Annotated in this window: 22 protein-coding genes and 1 pseudogene; 3 read left to right on the top strand and 20 right to left on the bottom strand. The window is 38.4% G+C overall.

Translation table 11 applies throughout. The features are described 5' to 3' along the window. Positions 1–129: 129 nt before the first annotated feature. The 3 genes from ACZ5OK_RS05765 to ACZ5OK_RS05755 form a co-directional block, all read right to left on the bottom strand. Positions 130–1,041, bottom strand: coding sequence for an AEC family transporter (locus ACZ5OK_RS05765; protein WP_343840053.1), 912 nt, complete (start codon positions 1,039–1,041; stop codon positions 130–132). Positions 1,042–1,418: 377 nt separating this feature from the next. Further along, a complete protein-coding gene (locus ACZ5OK_RS05760; protein WP_343840052.1) occupies positions 1,419–1,805 on the bottom strand; it encodes a DUF4181 domain-containing protein in 387 nt (128 codons plus the stop codon). Between the two features lie 37 nt (positions 1,806–1,842). Next, the gene (locus ACZ5OK_RS05755) at positions 1,843–2,190 is read right to left on the bottom strand and encodes a VOC family protein (RefSeq protein WP_343840051.1); all 348 of its coding nucleotides are present in this window, start codon (positions 2,188–2,190) and stop codon (positions 1,843–1,845) included. 249 nt (positions 2,191–2,439) lie between these two features. Between ACZ5OK_RS05755 and ACZ5OK_RS05750 the strand changes: the two genes are divergently transcribed. Continuing rightward, positions 2,440–3,519, top strand: coding sequence for a type I restriction endonuclease (locus ACZ5OK_RS05750; protein WP_343840050.1), 1,080 nt, complete (start codon positions 2,440–2,442; stop codon positions 3,517–3,519). A gap of 82 nt (positions 3,520–3,601) precedes the next feature. Here the strand turns inward: ACZ5OK_RS05750 and ACZ5OK_RS05745 are convergent, their stop codons facing one another. Next, complete coding sequence (locus ACZ5OK_RS05745; protein WP_343840048.1) at positions 3,602–3,916, bottom strand: YnfA family protein; 315 nt, start codon at positions 3,914–3,916, stop codon at positions 3,602–3,604. Between the two features lie 96 nt (positions 3,917–4,012). Here ACZ5OK_RS05745 and ACZ5OK_RS05740 point away from each other — a divergent pair, with 96 nt between their 5' ends. Next, complete coding sequence (locus tag ACZ5OK_RS05740) at positions 4,013–4,489, top strand: DinB family protein (protein ID WP_343840046.1); 477 nt, start codon at positions 4,013–4,015, stop codon at positions 4,487–4,489. A 185-nt stretch (positions 4,490–4,674) separates the two neighbouring features. Here ACZ5OK_RS05740 and ACZ5OK_RS05735 read toward each other — a convergent pair. From ACZ5OK_RS05735 to ACZ5OK_RS05695, 9 genes and pseudogenes are all read right to left on the bottom strand, one after another. Next, a pseudogene (locus ACZ5OK_RS05735) lies at positions 4,675–5,037 on the bottom strand (helix-turn-helix transcriptional regulator); the annotation flags it as partial. Between the two features lie 128 nt (positions 5,038–5,165). Beyond that, positions 5,166–5,519 carry a DUF2200 domain-containing protein gene (locus tag ACZ5OK_RS05730; RefSeq protein WP_343840044.1) on the bottom strand — a complete coding sequence of 118 codons (354 nt, stop codon included), beginning with the start codon at positions 5,517–5,519 and terminating at the stop codon, positions 5,166–5,168. Positions 5,520–5,567: 48 nt separating this feature from the next. Further along, on the bottom strand, positions 5,568–6,050 hold the full coding sequence (locus ACZ5OK_RS05725) for a hypothetical protein (RefSeq protein ID WP_343840043.1): 483 nt from the start codon (positions 6,048–6,050) through the stop codon (positions 5,568–5,570). A 337-nt stretch (positions 6,051–6,387) separates the two neighbouring features. Further along, positions 6,388–7,044, bottom strand: coding sequence for a type 1 glutamine amidotransferase domain-containing protein (locus ACZ5OK_RS05720; RefSeq protein WP_343840042.1), 657 nt, complete (start codon positions 7,042–7,044; stop codon positions 6,388–6,390). A 158-nt stretch (positions 7,045–7,202) separates the two neighbouring features. Beyond that, positions 7,203–7,712 (bottom strand): YfiT family bacillithiol transferase, encoded by a 510-nt coding sequence (locus tag ACZ5OK_RS05715; protein ID WP_343840040.1) that lies wholly within the window; start codon positions 7,710–7,712, stop codon positions 7,203–7,205. A gap of 168 nt (positions 7,713–7,880) precedes the next feature. Next, the gene (locus ACZ5OK_RS05710; protein WP_343840038.1) at positions 7,881–8,804 is read right to left on the bottom strand and encodes a glycine betaine ABC transporter substrate-binding protein; all 924 of its coding nucleotides are present in this window, start codon (positions 8,802–8,804) and stop codon (positions 7,881–7,883) included. Positions 8,805–9,208: 404 nt separating this feature from the next. Further along, complete coding sequence (locus ACZ5OK_RS05705) at positions 9,209–9,688, bottom strand: regulatory YrvL family protein (protein WP_343840036.1); 480 nt, start codon at positions 9,686–9,688, stop codon at positions 9,209–9,211. After that, a complete protein-coding gene (locus ACZ5OK_RS05700; protein WP_343840034.1) occupies positions 9,685–10,950 on the bottom strand; it encodes an MFS transporter in 1,266 nt (421 codons plus the stop codon). Before ACZ5OK_RS05700 ends, ACZ5OK_RS05705 begins: the two co-directional genes overlap by 4 nt. A 326-nt stretch (positions 10,951–11,276) precedes the next feature. Then, complete coding sequence (locus ACZ5OK_RS05695; protein WP_343840032.1) at positions 11,277–11,681, bottom strand: nucleotidyltransferase substrate binding protein; 405 nt, start codon at positions 11,679–11,681, stop codon at positions 11,277–11,279. A 193-nt stretch (positions 11,682–11,874) separates the two neighbouring features. On the opposite strand from ACZ5OK_RS05695, the gene ACZ5OK_RS05690 reads away from it, so the two are divergent. Then, positions 11,875–12,663 carry an HAD family hydrolase gene (locus ACZ5OK_RS05690; protein WP_343840030.1) on the top strand — a complete coding sequence of 263 codons (789 nt, stop codon included), beginning with the start codon at positions 11,875–11,877 and terminating at the stop codon, positions 12,661–12,663. A gap of 42 nt (positions 12,664–12,705) precedes the next feature. Here the strand turns inward: ACZ5OK_RS05690 and ACZ5OK_RS05685 are convergent, their stop codons facing one another. The 7 genes from ACZ5OK_RS05685 to ACZ5OK_RS05655 all read right to left on the bottom strand — a co-directional run bounded on the left by ACZ5OK_RS05685 (position 12,706) and on the right by ACZ5OK_RS05655 (position 19,211). After that, on the bottom strand, positions 12,706–13,800 hold the full coding sequence (locus tag ACZ5OK_RS05685; protein WP_343840027.1) for a metallophosphoesterase: 1,095 nt from the start codon (positions 13,798–13,800) through the stop codon (positions 12,706–12,708). Between the two features lie 178 nt (positions 13,801–13,978). Then, positions 13,979–14,449, bottom strand: a complete 471-nt coding sequence (locus ACZ5OK_RS05680; protein WP_343840025.1) for a DUF4367 domain-containing protein — start codon at positions 14,447–14,449, stop codon at positions 13,979–13,981. A gap of 21 nt (positions 14,450–14,470) precedes the next feature. Beyond that, positions 14,471–15,025: a hypothetical protein gene (locus ACZ5OK_RS05675; RefSeq protein ID WP_343840023.1), complete on the bottom strand. Its 555-nt coding sequence runs from the start codon at positions 15,023–15,025 to the stop codon at positions 14,471–14,473. A 65-nt stretch (positions 15,026–15,090) separates the two neighbouring features. Then, complete coding sequence (locus ACZ5OK_RS05670) at positions 15,091–15,636, bottom strand: hypothetical protein (protein WP_343840021.1); 546 nt, start codon at positions 15,634–15,636, stop codon at positions 15,091–15,093. Between the two features lie 35 nt (positions 15,637–15,671). Next, positions 15,672–16,478: an MBL fold metallo-hydrolase gene (locus ACZ5OK_RS05665; protein WP_343840019.1), complete on the bottom strand. Its 807-nt coding sequence runs from the start codon at positions 16,476–16,478 to the stop codon at positions 15,672–15,674. A gap of 116 nt (positions 16,479–16,594) precedes the next feature. Then, positions 16,595–18,532 carry an FUSC family protein gene (locus tag ACZ5OK_RS05660; protein WP_343840017.1) on the bottom strand — a complete coding sequence of 646 codons (1,938 nt, stop codon included), beginning with the start codon at positions 18,530–18,532 and terminating at the stop codon, positions 16,595–16,597. Between the two features lie 175 nt (positions 18,533–18,707). Further along, complete coding sequence (locus ACZ5OK_RS05655) at positions 18,708–19,211, bottom strand: site-2 protease family protein (RefSeq protein WP_343840015.1); 504 nt, start codon at positions 19,209–19,211, stop codon at positions 18,708–18,710. Positions 19,212–19,226: the final 15 nt, after the last annotated feature.

Here is a 19,226-nt window from a genome sequence, read left to right as displayed (position 1 = left end):
GGGTATATACTTCCCTCTGTCCCCACTTATATTCAGGTGCAGTAGAATTCTAAATAAAATGAAACAAACATCCGCAAATAAAGGAGGTAAACCATTTAAATGTAACAACAGTAGATATTGTTCTGTTTTTTAAATCACAAAATTTGCAATCAGCCACATCAATAGAAAGCTGATAATAATGGTCATATTTGTCACAGTGCCTACAAACCGTCGATCATAGTTAAACTCCACGGCATACGGGAGTGCAGACATGGACGATGGAAGGATAAGTCCAATTAACACTGTATATTTGAACATGTCATTAAATGGCAAGAGGATAAATAATCCTGCGCCAGCCACGATTCCGATGAGATACCGAACGGCCATATACTGCATAATCAGCTTCAGGTATCCTTTCTCAAACGTGAAGTTCAGATAAATCCCCAATAGCAGTAAGGACAATGGCATATTGGCCACGGAAATAATATTCGCCGTTTCGATCAGTGCTTCCGGGAGCGGGATGCTGGCCAAACTGATGAAAATGGTAACAATAAAGGTCATAAAAGGAATCGACTGGGTCATTTGTCTGGAAATCGTCCTGACATCCAGTGACGAGGACGAATCTGAATAATACGCACCAATGACATAGATAAGACCAAAGACAATAAAGGCATTTCCCATATCAAACATACCAAAATACTGGATTCCTTTGCTTCCCCAGATTCCTTCGACCAGAGGATAAGCAAAAAGACCAATATTAAATCCCGGCACCATCATGGTAAGCATACCCTTTGTCGTTTGTTCCTGTTTCCGGAAAATAAAAATACCCACCGCACCCATAATCAGTCCGTAAACCAGACCTATAATAATCAGTAAAACCAAAGATGTATCCAGGGTAATATCATGAAAACTCACAAGAATAAGTGCAGGCAGCGTTAAATTAAATATAATGCGGGAGAGCCCCTCGCCGTCCCGTTCTTTGATAAAATTCGTCCGCTTCAATAAATAACCTAATGCGATGATAATAATAGAATATAAAAACTGATGATTAAAACTGGACAATGATGATTTCTCCTTACTCTATAAATCTATTCGCAGACTTAAAACTTCATAAGAGAAATCATAACGCTGTCTGTGAGGTTCGTCAATCCTTGCATGTAAATGATGCACTTTCATTAGCTGCTGGCGGGCCTGTTCTTTCTAAAAAAATAACTAATCATCGTTCCCGGCATTCTTTTTACCTTGCCAGTAAATCAACGTTGTTAGCAAAACGTGAGCGATTAGACCGCCTATGATCATCGCTATACATTGATCCCAGTCATAAGAATCAGTCCATAGTCCTTTTAGAATCGTAAATAGAATTACACCTATTGATGTACCAATAAAAGAAACGAAGACTGACTTAAAACTGATATACATCTCATCCCTCCGTTCCAAGGCTATTCAAAGATTGATAGTACGAAAAATGCTGACAAAATAAGCAATGCACCCAGCCAATCACGGTAGTAGGCTTTCTCAGCAGGATTGACTAATCTTTCCTCAATACCACGGTTAACAAACAACAGAAAGAATAAACCAAACATAGGACTTGTTCTAACAATCGCTGAATATTGCATGACATTTTCACCACTATTTAAAGTCCAATAGCTTATCACAAAAAGGATAAGGATTATCACATCTATAACAATCGCAAATACTTTTCTATCCTTAGAAAATAACCAGAACTTCTTTGTTTTTACACCAAGTATTCTTTTAAGCAGATATTGATCGACAAATATGTAAACCAAGAAAATTACAATGAATCCTGTAACGGTTATGATTTTCATATTGAAGCTTCCTCTTTTCCATATTTATTGTTCTATTTTATACCTGTACAAACCCAAGCTCATTTCCGTCAATATCTTTAATGGTAAATTTTCTACTGCCATATGGTGTGTTGAATAATTCCTCCACAACTTCAACCTTATCTTTAAGTTCCTCCCAGAAGGCGTCTACATTCTCCACCTTAAAATTAAATCGCCCCCGGGAAGGATTTTCCTCATGCTCCATTATGGCAAAAATAGCTCCTTTTTCAGTTTCAAAATGTGCATAATTCGGATTTTCAGGTGGCCAATGACCTGTGACTTTAAAACCCAGGGTGTCCTCATACCATTGAATCGATCTCTGTAAGTCCGACACATTCGCTCTTACATGGTCTAAGTAGATTTCCAAATCAATTCCCCCATTTAAATTGAATTATTATTCTAATACTATACTATTCAATAAAATAAGCTTTTTTCCTTCTCTCACAACATCCCCTACACTTAAAGCTCATCAAAATAGCAGTATAATTGTAAATTAATTCTAATATACATGACATTAAACAGCCGACACTCCAGATGTTAATCCCACTATAATTTGTTTCGTTAGTACCTTTAAAGGTGTGTTTTAATATTATTTAATAAAAGGGGAGAACAAAGGATGTCTGATTTCAAAGGAAGTTTGGTTTCATTGTCAAAGAGAGTAGAGAAGATGAAGGATTCTATTTCAACCGAAGAAGCTACAAAAACAAGTATAATAATGCCATTTTTTCAGCTCCTTGGTTATGATGTTTTTAATCCAGAGGAATTTACACCCGAGTATATAACAGACGTAGGGATTAAAAAGGGAGAAAAGGTTGACTATGCAATAATGGATGAGGGAAATCCGATTATTTTGATCGAAGCTAAAGCTATAACAGAAAAATTAAATAAACATGACTCTCAATTATTTAGGTATTTTGGAACATCCTCAGCCAAATTTTCTATTCTAACTAACGGAATTTTATACAGGTTTTACACTGATCTTGACGAACAAAATAAGATGGATACTTCTCCGTTTTTTGAATTTAATATTTTAGATTTTAAAGATGGCCAAGTTACTGAGTTGGCTAAATTTAAAAAAGACAGTTTTGATCTTGAGAATATTTTCAGCACAGCATCCGATTTGAAGTACACCAACAAAATCAAATCCTTCTTATATGAAATTTGGGAAGAGCCAACTGAAGACTTCATAACATATATTCTCAATAATGTGTATGATGGAAGAAAAACCAAGAATGTTATCAATCAATTTACACCAGTTGTAAAAAAATCTCTAAAGCAATTTATTAACGAATTGGTAAATGAAAAGCTAAATGCTGCTTTGGATTCCACTTCAAATGACCAAGATAAAGAAAACGTAATTGAAGAGGAAGGGAAAGAATCAGAAGACGAAGATGACGGTATCATTACAACTGAAGAGGAAATTCAAGGGTACACAATTGTCCAACTCATCCTTTCTGAGCTAATAGATGAAGAACGAATATTTTACAGAGATAACAAAAGCTATTTTAATATCCTGTTAGATAATAATATTAGAAGATGGGTTTGTAGATTGGGGTTAGATCAAAATAAAAAATACGTCCAATTTAATGATAAAGATAGAAATACATATAACATAGACAAAGTGTCCGATCTGACTAAATATAAAGATAAATTTTTGGAAGTTGTCACCAGCTTTGAAAAAATAACCACAACATAACCTTTCCTATTTAAAAGCGCTATTTTTGATAGCGCTTTTTTAAGATGATGTATCCTAAATTATAATGAAACTTTTTTAGCCATCATTGCCGCGGGGCAAAAAGCATCACAGAAACTCCGATGAGACAAATCCCTGCCCCAACCCAGTCATACATATCCGGAGTTTTCTTATCAATTCCCCATCCCCATAAAACAGACAGGATGATAAAGACACCTCCGTATGCTGCATAAACGCGCCCAAAAGAAGGAAAGGTTTGAAACGTAGCGATTACGCCGTACAAGGCTAGTGACAGGCCACCACCAATTCCCCAGTAAAATGGCTTTCCTTCTCTAAACCATAACCAAATCAAATAACCTCCACCGATTTCAGCTATTCCTGCAATAATAAATAAAATCATGGCATAAAACACCTGATCACACCCATAGTTTCGTATTTTTTAATTCTCTATCTCCACATGTTACAATGATATCAAAAATAATAGAGGAGTGATTCCATGTATCGTAAAGCTGAGGATTTTGCAGCTGAATGGTCAAAAGCATCAAAAGGTACGATGAAAGTGCTTGAATCTCTAACCGATGAAACATTGGACCAGGCGATTGTAGAAGGTCATAATACATTAGGATGGCTTGGATGGCACCTGGCAACTGCGCCTGCTTATTTTGGGGGACTGGTTGGGTTCGATATCAATATTTCCGGTGATCCAAATAAGGTACCAGACAAGGCAAGCACCATCGCTGATACATATAAAAACGTTGCAGAAAGCATTCAGCGTCAGGCGGAAGAACTAACAGACGAACAAATCGTGGAAGAAGTGGACGCCCATGGTACGCCAACTCCACGTGGCGCACTGCTGCGTACTTTAATTGACCACCAGACCCATCATCGCGGTCAAATGACGGTGCTTCTGCGCCAGGCAGGATTAAATGTTCCAGGCGTTATGGGGCCAACTAAAGAAGATCAGGAAAAATAAGGGGCGGGAAGTTCTCCACCTTTTCCTATGTTAAAAAAAGGTGCTTGGAATGAAGTCCAAGTACCTTTTTTCATGCTTCCTATCTTTAACTATTTTTCAAAACCGGAATCCAAATTTCACTTTTTACAGATGGTGAAGTCAAGTCATTCGTTTTAATCGACAAAATTTCGGGTCCCTCAGTTACTTGATAATTGGAAGGTCATGGGTGGAAAGGCTTTTAATTGCTGTCCATTGTTTCTTGCTTCTAATGGCGTTACACCATGTAGATTTTGAAAAGCTCTGGCAAAAGAGTCTGGTGAATTGTATCCAAATTCAACCGCAATATCAATGATTTTTAGATTAGTATTTGTAAGCTCAAATGCGGCCAAACTCAGTCGTCTGCTGCGAATATATTCTGATAATGTGATACCGGCAAGAAATGAAAACATTCTTTTAAAATGATATTCAGAACATTGAGCAATCCTTGCCACCTCTTTAAAGTCTATTTCTTTAGTAAGGTTAGCCTCGATATAGCTCATTGCATCATTCATGCTCTTAAGCAAATCCACTTAATGACCTCCTTTCATCAATAGAATAGCAGGAATCGAAACGTTTAGTCCGACTTTTTATGCACTATTTTGTCGGTTTATCTTATCCTTTCATTGACCTCTGCAGACGACGAGAAGTAGTTCTTTACTTAAGATTCCCGCAGGATTTTCTCCATCGCTTTTCCTTTTGCTAATTCATCAATCAGCTTGTCCAGATAGCGAATTTCCTGCATTGTGGGTTCATCTATATCCTCTACTCGGACACCGCAGATTACACCTTTGATGAAAGCCTGTGAAGGATTCAATTGGGGGGCTTCCTTAAAGAAAGTTTCAAAGTCCGTCTGTTTTTCCAGTTCCGCTTCGAGTTCTTTCTGGCTATATCCTGTCAGCCAGCGGATAATTTCATCGACTTCTGCTTTCGTACGTCCTTTTTTCTCCGCCTTCTTAATATAATGGGGATAGACGCTTGCGACACTCATTGAATAAATCTTATGTTTGGCCATATGTATCCTCCTTTTGCCCGATCACTAAATGGTTTTGAGTTGATATTTTCATTCTTCAGCCTTTAACTGTGTGATCCCCTTGATTTTAAACTTACCCTCTTCCCTTGCAAATGTAAATTGGTAAACCTTCGTTTGAGCATTCTTCTGCTTCAATTCAACAATCATATCATAGTGATAATAGCTCCGCTGAAGATCCATCGGCTTCACATCTTTTAATGGTTGTTTCGGATAATGATTCGTAGTCAGTGTGGCAAAAGCCATACCTTCAACCAGAGAGGACTCAGCCATCCTGCTTCGATCCTGGTCTGTCAGTTCTTCGTTTGAAAGCTGGTAATACGTCTCGATTTGTTCCAATCCTGCTGTTTGTAAGTATTGATCTGTATAGAAGTAAGGAGTAAATAATTGATAAATAAAAAACAGGATGATTAAGCTGTTCACTATAGATTTAATCAGAATCTGAAACCGCCGTGCTGCCAGCCATTTATCCAGTTGAAGAGCTGTCCATATAACAGCAGCCGTAAATGCTGTCATAATAAGAATGAAGATTGATAGATTTCCAAAGTTAACATTCAGCCAATCATTGAATTTTAAGACGATGTGAAATATGAAAGCAGAAAAAAGAAGTATAAAAGATTTTCTTATAAAATTGGTCATTTCTAAGACACCCCCAATTACAATGATTCTTCACCTTATCCATCATTATTTTCTCCCTTAGTATTCTTCAACTTGGTTGGCCATCATTTTACAGGAATGGTGCCAATTGTCAATAAGATAAAAAACACGTGAATGGATAAAAGATCCATTCACGCGCTTTAGGCTTGCAGTCATTTTCTTTTCTATGCTTTCTGTGAAACCAATATATCCCTGATTATGCTTCTAATGCGTCTACTACTTTTTCCGCCGTACTTTTACTGGATTGCGGGTTTTGGCCTGTGACTAAATTGCCGTCTTTCACTGAATGATCGGTCCATTTTTCTGCACCCTCAAAATTGGCACCTTTTTCACGCAGTTTGGTTTCTAATAGGAAAGGCATATGCTGGTCTAATTGCATTTCTCTTTCCTCATCATCCGTAAAGGCAGAAACCTTTTTCCCTTTCACGATAGGTGTTCCATCTGCATAGGTCGCATTCACTAATCCTGCTGGTCCGTGACAGACAGAACCAATAACTTTTCCTTTCTCCGCAAAACGCTGGAGAACATACAGCAGCGTTTCGTTGTCAGGAAAATCAAACATTGTTCCATGGCCACCTGGCAGGAAAATGGCGTCAAAGCCGTCTGCATCATCTTTTGTCAGCTTTGCAGTATTTTTCAGTTCTTCTTCTGCTTCTTTCCATTCCGCTCTTTCTTCAATACTGTTTGGATCCAATGCTACTTCGCCACCTGCAATACTGGTCACTTTTACATCGTATCCTTTTTCTTTAAACACTAAGTAAGGGACTGCAAACTCCTCGAGCCAAAGTCCTGTTTTATGATCATCGGAAATCGTTGTATGATTGGTTACTACCATAAGTATTTTTTTTGCCATTTTTATACCTCCCTGGTAAGTATGTAACACAAATAATATGTGTCACATGCTTATTTTTATTCACACTTTAATTTTTAGCATAAATTCAGGAGGGATTCAAAACAAGTGCTTGGAGTCAAATGGGATACAATCTTATAATTTGAGCCCGCTTCATTTTACTATTTTGATAATGCGATTTTTATATGGGCTAAGTGATGCTCTTCATGCCAGGCTAATTTTGCCACTTTTGTTCCCACGGTTATGTCACCGTTTGTCTGATGAACAAAAAATCGATTTAATTCCTCTTCCGCTAAACGGTGACCTAAAGATACGATGCGCTCATTTATACCTTCCAGCATTTTAATCGAACTTTCAACAGGAAGCTCTGTATCCGGTTGAACAGCCCACTTATCCTGATCAAATGCGGGTACGGTTGGACTCTCATCAGTTAGAGCAAGCTTCAAACGCTGATACATATTCAACTGAGAATCAGCAATATGGTGAACCAGTTGTCGAACGTTCCAGCTTCCATCCCGGTACGTTTTGCTTAATTCCTCATCACTTAATGAGTCAACCGTTTCTCTTAATCGTTCCGTGTACGTTTCGATTTGCTTTACCCATTCCTGAATATTTTCCAGTGTTATTTTCTCCGGAACTTCCAACTGGCCAATTGGGAATTTAACATCCATTTTCAATTCTCCTTCCCTATTCATTATTTCATGATATTTCCACTATAACATTTACAATACTTCAAACTGAATAGCGTTAAACTTATTCTGGATGAATAACCCTTATAAATCGAAAAAATCCGCAAACAAGCACGTTTGCGGATTTTATTTATCATTCCAGTAGAAGTGTTATTCAGCTTTTAAGTCCTCAATGGAATCAATATCCATATAGGAAGGAACAACAAGACCATTTCGTGTACCTGTCAGGTTAACTCCTAAATCTACCAGGTCTTCTTTATACTGTTCCAGATAAGACTTATGTGTGGAAGGCAACCATGCACCAATCATTGCATCTGCATCACCTTCTGCAACACTGGCAAACATTGGGCCTGGCTCCACCAGAACTAATTCAACATTATAATCTAACTTATTTTCCAGTACGTATTTTACAACATTGGAGCTGGCAATGACATCGGACCAGGAAACATAAGTCATCTTAATTTCCTTGCCATTTCCAGATTCTACACCTTCCGTCCACGTACTAACCAGATCTTCGTGCTCCTTAACCCACTCTTCAGCTGCTTTTTGTTCTTCTTTTCCTTCTTCAATGCTCAGCATTACATCTTGTAAGTGCTCCGGCTCCCAGTTGAACTGATCAAAGAATTTATACGCACCAGGCATATCCTCTTCTAATCCTTTTCGTACAAGGGTGTTAATTTGTTCTTCTCCTCCAAAAACACCCTTGGGATCATCCAGCATTTTCAGGTCGAAGCGCATAAATTTCCAATGTGGGATCCATCCTGTGACAATGATTGGTTTCTTTTCATCAATTGCTTTCTCTAATGCCGCCGTCATGGCCGCACCGGAACTTGATTGAATCTCCCAGTTATCAAGGCTATATTCTTTTAATGCATCTTCAGCCTGGCCCATGATACCTGCACCTGGATCAATTCCGGTAATCGTGTATTCAAGTTTTTCACCAACGGAAGTGCTTTCATTATTTGTATCATCACTCTGACCCTGGTTCTGATCTTGACTTTCATTTCCTCCACATGCTGTTAACGTAACTGCTAAAGCGAATGTTAGCGTTACCCATAGAAGCTTTCTGATCATTCTATTTCTCCTCCTTAGTTTCTTCTTGAAGCACCAGAATAATATTCGATTTGTATAGATTGGTTCATTCCAGAAACAATCTCTCTGAAAATAATGGTATACAAATCCAAATATAGTGCTTTAAAGCGTATAAATCTCTGTATGTAGAGCCTTTGAACCCTCTAAGACGAAACTACATTAATTTTCACATATGATCATAACACTTCACAAATTTCAAAATATCTCAAATTATAACCTATACCTCAAAATAAAATTATCCTAATAATATAATGTGTCCTAAATATAGAATCAAAGTGGTTTCCGCTATTTAACTTCCAAAAAGTTTAAAATGATTGGAGGTTTTCACTTGCTGATATATTTTAATGTCACCGTATTGAATAGAAAAAATCCAATTTGTTTATGAATCAAATTGGATTCTTTTTATTTCCATCATCGTCATTATTATTCTCAAGTATAATTTCAAATACTGAAACAAATAGAGCAATCAGCAACTCTGTTTTAGAAGAAAGATTAATTTTTTGCATAAACTCATCAACGGTGAATAGAACGAGCCAGTTAGATACAGATTCAAAACAGATCTGTATAAAAACCAGTTTTATTTTTCCCGACACATTCCGGGTGGACCTTTCAAAAATTGGCTTGGAAAATAATTCAATGATAAAACCAGCCATAAAGAAACAAACTGCAAAAACAAACAAAGACCAAATTGAATGATATTGAACACCGAGTAATTCAAAAATCCCGGCGAACCCCAAAAAGTAAATACCCAATACCAAACCTGCTATAAAAAGGATGAAAAAAATCATTCCTATCATAGTAGCCATTTTTTCTTTTTTACGTAAGGGCATATAAGTTCTGCACTCCTTTATATATCTTTGCATCATACTCCCGCTTCATTTTGTTCGCTCAATCCGTATTTCCCGGGATCAATTTCGTTTGACTTTGGCAACTCCCGCAGGTCTTTAACTAAAAACCATACTACTGAAACAAGCAGTATACCGAAAGCGGCTGCACCGAAAGTAGCTACACTTCCAATCTTTGCACCCACTGCACCGCCAATCAATGCTCCAAGTGGCATTGCAGATGTGGAAACGCTCGTCATCACCGAGAATGTCCGTGCCAGTAAACGCTGTGGCACAATGCGCTGAATAACCGCAGCAAGAAGCACTTCAGTTACTCCAATCGGGATCGTTGCCGCCCCGAATAACATGATGCTCAGGATGTTCCAGGGAACGAATACAGACGCCACCCATGAAAAGGCACTTAAGCTATAGGCGGCAATCCCCATCTTTCCAAATGAAAATTTTTCTGCATACGGTGATAAAAGTGCACCAACAAGAAATCCACCAGAAAGTGCAGCCATCATATATCCATAGAACGAAGCGTCCCCTCTTACGTCTGCATAAGCAGGCAGGACAGCCATTGCCGCACCAAACGTAAAATTAGCCCCAACAGCTCCGATGAAAAATTTTGCAATAATAGATCCCATTACAAAACGAAAGCCTTCCTTAAGGTCCCTTCCGTATTTTTTAACGTTTTCCCTCACACTCATTTTTGGTTCATGGGTTTTCTGTTTTCCAGGAAATTGAAGTGTAGCAAACAGTAAAACAGCTATTGCAAATGTTAACGAATCTATCAGATACAAAGTAACCGCTCCGAACATCGCTACCAATATCCCTGCTAATCCACTGAAAACCAGATCCAATCCTTGATAAGCGAATGAAAATGCCGAATTTCCTTTAACAAGCTCATCTGGTTCCAGAATACTTGGCAGGGCTGCCCGTTCAGCTGGAAACGAAAACTGACTTGCAAAAGCAACGATAGGCATCACAACAAGGACAACCGTAACATTAAGTATCCCTGCATAATAAAATACCGGAATTAACAGAATAAACAATAGTTCAATAACCTGTGTCACAATAAGTGTCTTCTTTAGCTCCCAGCGATCCACCAGAGGTCCCACCAGAAATTGGAGTGACGTGGGTAGCATCGTTAAAAATCCAGCGAGGCCTGTATGGAACGTCGAACCTCCCAACTGATGGACTAACCACATTGCTGCTACTGCATACAAGCTGTCCCCTGCGTTTGTGATTAAACGGCCAATAAATAATCGTGTGAAATTACCATTTTTGAATAAAGTCCACAATGGAAACACTCACCTTCTTTATTTTCTATCTCCATTGTTACTTCCTGATTATACAAATGAAACATTCAAAGGAAGGAATTATCCTAAGTCTCAAGACTGATTACCCAGGAAGTAAAATTTCCTATCTAATATATAGGAAGTTATTCGACTAACTTATCCAAAATCCTCCAAAAGTTAACATTAAACTATTTAAATAACATAGGAATATCTTAGACAGTGGTTTCACTTATTAAGAAATAAAATTGGCAGGAGTAATAGACTCCCGCCAGCTTCTTCTTAAATACATTAATTTTACTAATGATACCTTAAATATAATTGGTGAATCATCATTTTATCTCATTTAAAGTTTCCCAAAATAATTCCAACTCCGGAAGATATGTACCCTCGATATCAATGATGAGTTCATCAAATAGCTTATCATTTTTGTGTATGAACAAAGGTAACTTCCTGCGGTTCTGTGCTTTGAACCAGACTTGCGGATTTTGAATGATATCGAGCTTCGATAATTCCTTCACAGCTTTACGTGGTGTGTCTGCGGAATGACCTTTTGCATCTAAATAGGCATACATCACCTTCTCCGCAAATTCCAGCGCTACTTCAAAATAATGAATATAACCTGCTTTTTGAAGTTTACTATCAAATGCCGTATCTTTATGCTTTTTTAACTCCCGAAATGCTTTCTCATAATTATCAAATATCTGTCTCCAGCGAATTTCATCATCCGTGCTCATAAGATTACTCCTTTTTCTAAAAAATATCTGCACCATTATATTATCTGTACAACTAAACCAGCCTCATTTAAACACATCCTCCCATAAAACTTACTCGCTTTCAAATACTTCATCCAATCTGAACATTGAGTTAACCACTCCTTAATATTCAGATGATATGGTTGATTTACCAACAAATAAGGAGGCAATAAAAATGAATGTACGTGCGATATTTATTGATATGGATGGAACACTTCTAAACTCCTCAAATATCATTTCCCGTCGAAACAGAGTAGCAATAAACAGGCTCATTAATCAGGGAGTGAAGGTTTTTCTGGCCACTGGTCGACACTATGAAATAACCGCTCCCTACCATAAAGAAATGGGATTACGAACTCCGATGATCTGCCTGAATGGTGCAGCCATTCATGATGCAGAAACAGGGAAGGCCGTGAAAACTCACACCCTGCAGGTAAACGAGGAACGATTTCATCAACTGACAGCGGAAAACGCATATAACGTTTTGATCCATACAGCAAATGGGCTTTATTGTAAGAATACAGATAAAGAAGTGGATCATTGGACAAAAGTTGGGCAAATGCCACCACGCTACATCGGTGATTTAAGACATGCAAATTATCAGGATGTTCTAAAATATAGCGTTAAAACAGGAGCACCCAGTCCTGAATTATCGGCTTTATTTAAAGAGGAAGCAAAAGTGATTAATTGGAGCGACGGCTTTGAAATGGTAGCTCCTAACGTTTCCAAATGGTCAGGTATTAAATCCATTCTAGATCTGCTTCGAATTCATCCACATGAAGTTGCAGCCATAGGAGACGGCCCCAATGATATAGAAATGCTTCGTCACGTCGGTATTGGGGCAGCAATGGCAAACGCTGGAGAAGAGGTTAAAGCAACTGCTGACTTTGTTACAGGACATCATGAAGACGATGGATTAGCCGAGTTTATCGAACGTTATCTTCAGCAGCCATATGTCATTTAGTTATTTTTACTATGACTATTGGATTAACAGTTGTGTTTGATTTTAACGAATACACTCTTTCGCAACCCAGCCAACTTTACCATCTTTTTTAATTAGGACATAGGCTGAACACGTATCATCTATCACTGACACGATGTCACCTGCGTTTACATTGATTTGTGTGCATGATACATCTGTTTTAACCGTAGAACGTCCTTTTTTATTCCGGCTAATATATTCATTTTTAACATAGACTTGCCTGTTTGTCTCAGTCTGTTCACATAAAGTGAAGTCATTGTTTTCCTCTAAAGGAATAATTTCATAGAATGGATATTCAATAGATCCTTTCATTCTGGGATCTTTACAAAAATCTTTTACGACCTTACATGTGGGAAAAGGATCAGCATAAACGTATGAAAATGACTCTGCATCGACAGTTCTTTCAATGATTAATGCATTTAATTGTCCTGTTTCTTTGATAACATTCCCACCATCGATTGCTATGATTTTCTTCTTTTCGTCTATGATAGGGTTATGAGACGGGGTGTCTGATGAATAATTCACAACAGGCCAATGCCCCACGATCACATATTTGTCTGTGCTATGTGTTTTCTCTAAAAAAGAAGACATCGTAATGGCATTATCCCGTTTTGTGTTCTTCCAATCCTTTTTATCTTCTAATCCGGCATGAACAAATATATACCGGTCTGTCTCAATAGCTGTTGGTAAATTTGTTAGCCATTTCATTTCTTCAGAAAAATGCTTTGTTAATAATTCCTTTACTTCCTGAATATTCAATCGTTCATTCAATGACATACCAAGCTGATCAAGCCATTCATTTAAAATAGAATGAGGTCGATGATATAAGTATTCTATTAAATCGGGATTTCCATCTAAAAGATCTTCAGCCAAAGTATCACAATTGCCTTCTGTCACATGAACTTTCAAGCTTTTTGAGGAAAGTTCCATAATATATTTTACAACCGCTTCACTGTTACTGCCTTTTTCACAAAGGTCACCATTAATAATTAAGTAATCTTCCTTATTGAAATGTACCTTCTTTAACAGCTCTTTAAAAAGTTCTATTTCTCCATGAATATCAGAGATAACGATGATTCTGGAATTGTTCGGAATCGTTATATTTTTTATCTTGTCCAACTGAATTTTCTCCTTTTCACGATATAAAGTTGCAACCTGCTCTTCCTATGACAATATTCGAGACATTACACAAAATTCCTCTTCTATTAAAAAAAGCAGCCCTTGATATTCTCATTGGACTGCTCAATTACGTATATTTTTGTATTCCATCAAATGTGATAGATAACCTGTTCTCTTTTTACTCAAAACTCCTAGCAATATGAACCAAATCTTCCTTCGTGTATCCTTGCTGTTCTTCAGACTCTTTTAAGGATAACTGATAGGAAACTCCATTCGTTTTCCAGAAAAGAATCTTTGCTCCCTGATCATTTTCCAAATAGGATCCCTTTTTATCGCCGATTTTCACTTCTTCCATATTATTTTCCGATTTTTGCTTTATCTCTGAATTGGATACATCCAGAAATAGATATTCTCCATCCGGACCATAAAAGGCTAAACTGAACATCGCCTGATCTGTTGGAGGACGATTGGCCTGAATGCTTTGAACTTCAAAAGGTAATTTTGCCGGCAATTGATAGTCAAAATTGATATTGACCAGCTTTTCTGTCATATCTGACCGGCTTACTTCATACATATCTGGATCTTCATTGGAACAGCCGGTAATGAAAAAGACGAGTATGATGACGAATACGAATATTTTCCTGAACATTTGAATCCCCCAATTCACTAGTTAGTTATGATCGATGAAGATTTGAATCTCTTCTTCATGTTCTGTTACAAGGTCATCCAATAGTTGATTCGCTTGTTTCGTATATTGTTGATTTTCTTCTGTATCATCCCATGGTTCCCCAAGCTTTTCTTCTATGTAGGTCATTACTGCTACGCTCATTTCAGACATTTTTTGTTGATACTGTTTATAGTATTCTTCCGGTTCCATGCCAAGTTTTTCCGCTTGTGAATCGTAAAATGCTCTTTCAGATTCTGTTCTTGCGTGATTAGTATCCTTTGGCGGAAGCTCTGGGAGATTCTCCATTCTCTCCTGAACTTTACTCGAAATATCAAGACCCATCTTTTTAACTTCCTGCATGGCTAGTTTTGCTTTTATGGTCCCTTCAATCTTATCAGGAATCTGTTCATTTTTATAAAGAAACTGCATTTCCTCTAAGGGAATCTCTTCTCCTCTGACCGTTGCGGCAATTTCCTCATTGTCACTCCCTTGATTGCTGGTACATCCTGCAATGAACAGAAAACCTATGATCACGATATAATAAATGGGTTTGGACACAGATATCACTCCAATTTTAGAAAATCATCGCCAACCATCCTATGTAAAATTATCTGTTCGTGTTGTTATAAATCCTCCAGCAGATTTCCTTCTTTATCGTAGTACTTAAAATGTTGAAAGGAATAGCTACCGTCCGAGGACTCAGGCAGGTCCATCCACTTTACTGCAGTCTGATTCGCTGGAAACTCCAGTTCATGTTGCTGACCATTGATTTCGATCGTCATTTTTGCCACTTCATTATGATGATTCATGACAAACATCATTTGTTCCGTTTGATGCGAAGTCACTGGAAGAAACATATGGAAGGAATCCTGCCGATCAACTTCGATATGATCCCACTCATAATTCCCCTCTGGATTTCTTGTGAACCTCATATAGCCTGGCTGATTGTCAGATAGGAAACCCACCAGTCTTTGTTTCCCTTTATCCTTAATATCCAGAACTTCAATCGATTTCTTTTCATACCCTTCAATAGAATGGATAACCTTAACAATGGACGCTCGATCATTCCCATATACTTCATCCGGCTGTTGCGTATAATAGATAAGTGGTACGACAATAGCAAGTATGATGAAAACCGGCCATATTCGTTTATACGTTCTGTTCCGCACTTAAAACTCTCCTGACATGTTAACGTAATTGCGATTTACCATGAATCTTCAGCTGACAAAATCGAGGAAATGATGTGCCTGGAATCCCATTCTCCACCGGAAGTCTTTATAATCGGATAGGGTTTGGGAAACAGCTCTTGTTTAATTTCTGCAACAGACATCCCTCGTCTATGTAAATCTATCACTCTTTCCCTTAAGTCTTCAAGATAATCTATCTTCTTCTTCAACATTTCTTTCCCATTTTCAAAGTACCCTGAATGACTGCAAAAAATAGATTGGAAATCATAGGTCAGCAGTTTACGGAGCGAATTCACAATCGTCGGAATCGATTCACTCTCCATGATTACTTTTGTTTTTGGTGAAACAAATAAATCCCCGGTAAATAATCGTCCGGTTTCTTTATGTAACAGTGAAACGTGGTCTTCTGCATGACCGGGAGTATAGATAACCTCCCATTCATGACTGCGTGACTGAATGGTATTTTCAAGTGGCAGGGCCCTGAAAGCATCCCTGAATCCCCAGGCCATTTTACGATACTCCGGATACGGGCTGGACTGTCGGCATATCGGAATTCCTTTTTCATGAATATAAATAGGAACGTTTCGGTGTTGCTGGATCCACGGCGCTAAACCGGAATGATCCTCATGGGAATGGGTTAACGTGACAAAATCAAAGGATTGCTTTTTCAGAAAACCAAGTAATTCCGACTCTATAGATTGAGGTCCAGTATCTACTAACATTCCATCAACTAAGAACAAAAAGACCTTCCCCACTTTTACTTTAGAGTTTTCAATGACAGCCTCCACACAGGTTACCTCTTCCTTTTCATACACATTCAGCATGGTTTTACCTCCTATCCTTACTCATTACCTATTCAAGAGTATATTCGCATTATCCTTTCCACACACCTCTTTAAAATTAAAAAATGCATCTCTAAACTGGCAGAGATGCATCTGAGCTAGATGGAAGCTTCATTGCGCAATGATTTTTGTAAAGCAATGAGTTCCTTCTGTATACTTGGGAATTTTTCTATATGAGGTACCTCTTTTAACGTCGGGATGCGTTTTCGACTGGCTGCATTAGCCATGGATTCGCAGACATACAACAGCTGAGAAAGTGTTTCATCTGAAAGTTCGGGCCGATTGTCTGTAGCACAATTTTCCAGAAGATAACTCAAGCTATTCATGGAATAAAGGACAGACCAGTAATAATCCAGTGCTTTTCGATCTACAGGCACTTCCCCGGCCGCTGTATTATATAAAATATTTAAATTGTTAAGATTGGTGCGCATTTTTCGAAGTTCCCGACTCTGCGTTGCATCAAATCCTTTTCCCTGATTCGAAAATAAAGCCAGTAATAATTGCGATTGACTGCGAATGGTTTTCGTAATTAAATGAGGAAGTCTGCTCGATGCAGATTTTCTTCCCATCATCCAGACACCAATCAGACCAATTAAGCTTCCGATGATGACATCAATGATTCTTGCCGAAGCAAAATACGAAAAGCTAAAGCCCCCCTGACTTGTACTTTCTGCCATTAGAAGTGCATTAGGAGTGAAAAACAGTGCTGCCAGACCGTAATTTTTCACGATAAACAGCTCTGTGATAAAGGTCAGAATCAACACCAATAAAGCGATCAAATAGCCGGAGGGATGAATAGACAGAATGAGACTGGCAATCAAAATCCCCACGAATGTCCCGAAAGCCCGTTGGATCCCACGATGATAGGTGGCAACAATGGAAAAACCGGACATTACCGCTACAGAGGATAATGGCACCCAGTAGGATCTCGCAAAACCGAATTCATAGGCAATGATTGCTGCAATAATGGTCACAAACCCAAATCGCAGGGCTGTAATAAATACTATGGAATTTTTATCAAAGCCCCCACCCAATACTTGACGGATGGATTGCTTGTTGACAGGGATGTCCTGATCAATTCGGCTTGCTGGTTCATTCATAATTGCGTCGGCATCATAAATTCGCTCCAGCAATAATTCAATTTTTTCATCATTTTTATCCGATGATTGCCGGAGATTTTTATAATCCTGAACCATTGGATTTTTCTGATCTAAAGTCTTTGCAATGTGGTGAACGGATTTCGCTAATTCAGGCTGCAGCTCCCGATGATCGTCCGAAAAGTTTTCAACAATGTACAGAAATATTTGATGAGCCTGACTATTTAATAAGTATAAACGCTTGAAATAATCGGTTTTTCGCCAGGGAATGTACCCTGCTGCAAGGGAGTTATCCGCTTCTCTCAAAGCAGACATAACACGATGTTTTGCTTCATTAAAGGTTTTCGTTCCTACAGATTCAAGGAATGATGCCAATTCTTCATAAAGTCTTTTGACAACATTCGTTTCTGGTCCATGTGGGTTAAAGAACCAGCCAAGCATGGCAATCATAAACGACAGTATCCCACTGGAAAAAACGAGTCCTGCCCGCAAGAGAGCATCTTCAGGCTGTACAGGCATTCCAGTAGTCATGGCAAATACCAGTACGAAAAAAATAGCCGACGGACCGGCTATACGGAGAGCACCAAAAATAAAAATTGCTGTAGCGCCGATTAGCCCCATAACTAACGCAATCGCAAGCGGATAAGGAGCAACCAGTGTCCCCAGTGCCGTAACCAGAGTCAGTCCCAAAATAACAAATAGGAGTTTCTTCGCTTTTTGGGCATAGGGTACATCGAATACGTATAAATACGTAAAGCCTCCCATTGCCGCAATCAAGCCATAGTCCAAATGGCCAGCTAACAGCCCAATCAAGATAGGAAGAGATGCTGCCAGGCCTGCCGAAAAAGCCTTCACCCATGGAAATGGCTTTTTATTGACCTTTAACGCTTGTTTCATAACCGATAGGAGTTCAGAATTCCTTGGTGTTTGTTCAGTCATGTTTGTCACTTCTTTCTCATACAAAACAAAGTTAACCTTACTATTATATCAGAAGGCCGGGCGATGAGAAACGTTTCACAAGGTTGCTTACTCTCAGACTTTGCATTTATTCGGCGAGTCATGCATAGTGAATTTAATGCTATTCTTGATCAAGAGTTTTACGGAAATAAGGTCTTTATTGAATAGGTTCTGCTCTTTTCAATGTCTGATAGATTTGATATCCATCAGATGGAAGTCCTGCATAGGGTCCCCACCATTTTGGATATATGAAGGGAAATGCAGTGACTGCAAAATTAATGAGATTAAAAATCCATATTCCGTTACATAAAAGGTTAAAATCTTCGTGAAGAGTATGATGAAAAGTAAGTATAAAAAACAGGGAAAATAAAACAAAAGAAACCAGGGGCCCTCCTCCAAATACCATGACCCGTTGAAAAACGGAAGCTTCCTTATGCTCCCAGCCACAAAATCCAACCGAAGACCATTTAATACAAAAGGAGATCCTTCCGACTCTGAATGTTTCTTTTCCTTTCCTGTTGTGCCCGAGATAAACCGTCGCCCGTTTCTTACTAAATAAAACAACACCGAATGCATGACCCAATTCATGAAGCAGGACACAGGCTGGAATAATCAGGGTATAAAAAATGATAATGATAAGCAAATCTATTAAAGATTCCACAATAACACCCCATGT

This window comes from Salinibacillus aidingensis (genome assembly GCF_055393355.1).
The sequence above is the reverse complement of the archived record's forward strand: the minus strand, read 5'-3'. Positions and strand labels throughout refer to the sequence as shown.

Excerpts from the sequence above, each read along its gene's own strand:
- ACZ5OK_RS05705 (WP_343840036.1), bottom strand. The coding sequence starts at position 9,688 with ATGATGCAAAGATATATAAAGGAGTGCAGAACTTATATGCCCTTACGT.
- ACZ5OK_RS05750 (WP_343840050.1), top strand. The coding sequence starts at position 2,440 with ATGTCTGATTTCAAAGGAAGTTTGGTTTCATTGTCAAAGAGAGTAGAG.
- ACZ5OK_RS05725 (WP_343840043.1), bottom strand. The coding sequence starts at position 6,050 with ATGACAGCATTTACGGCTGCTGTTATATGGACAGCTCTTCAACTGGAT.
- ACZ5OK_RS05710 (WP_343840038.1), bottom strand. The coding sequence starts at position 8,804 with ATGATCAGAAAGCTTCTATGGGTAACGCTAACATTCGCTTTAGCAGTT.
- ACZ5OK_RS05660 (WP_343840017.1), bottom strand. The coding sequence starts at position 18,532 with ATGACTGAACAAACACCAAGGAATTCTGAACTCCTATCGGTTATGAAA.
- ACZ5OK_RS05695 (WP_343840032.1), bottom strand. The coding sequence starts at position 11,681 with ATGAGCACGGATGATGAAATTCGCTGGAGACAGATATTTGATAATTAT.
- ACZ5OK_RS05730 (WP_343840044.1), bottom strand. The coding sequence starts at position 5,519 with ATGGCCAAACATAAGATTTATTCAATGAGTGTCGCAAGCGTCTATCCC.
- ACZ5OK_RS05760 (WP_343840052.1), bottom strand. The coding sequence starts at position 1,805 with ATGAAAATCATAACCGTTACAGGATTCATTGTAATTTTCTTGGTTTAC.
- ACZ5OK_RS05690 (WP_343840030.1), top strand. The coding sequence starts at position 11,875 with ATGAATGTACGTGCGATATTTATTGATATGGATGGAACACTTCTAAAC.
- ACZ5OK_RS05745 (WP_343840048.1), bottom strand. The coding sequence starts at position 3,916 with ATGATTTTATTTATTATTGCAGGAATAGCTGAAATCGGTGGAGGTTAT.
- ACZ5OK_RS05680 (WP_343840025.1), bottom strand. The coding sequence starts at position 14,449 with ATGTTCAGGAAAATATTCGTATTCGTCATCATACTCGTCTTTTTCATT.
- ACZ5OK_RS05720 (WP_343840042.1), bottom strand. The coding sequence starts at position 7,044 with ATGGCAAAAAAAATACTTATGGTAGTAACCAATCATACAACGATTTCC.
- ACZ5OK_RS05715 (WP_343840040.1), bottom strand. The coding sequence starts at position 7,712 with ATGGATGTTAAATTCCCAATTGGCCAGTTGGAAGTTCCGGAGAAAATA.
- ACZ5OK_RS05665 (WP_343840019.1), bottom strand. The coding sequence starts at position 16,478 with ATGCTGAATGTGTATGAAAAGGAAGAGGTAACCTGTGTGGAGGCTGTC.
- ACZ5OK_RS05740 (WP_343840046.1), top strand. The coding sequence starts at position 4,013 with ATGTATCGTAAAGCTGAGGATTTTGCAGCTGAATGGTCAAAAGCATCA.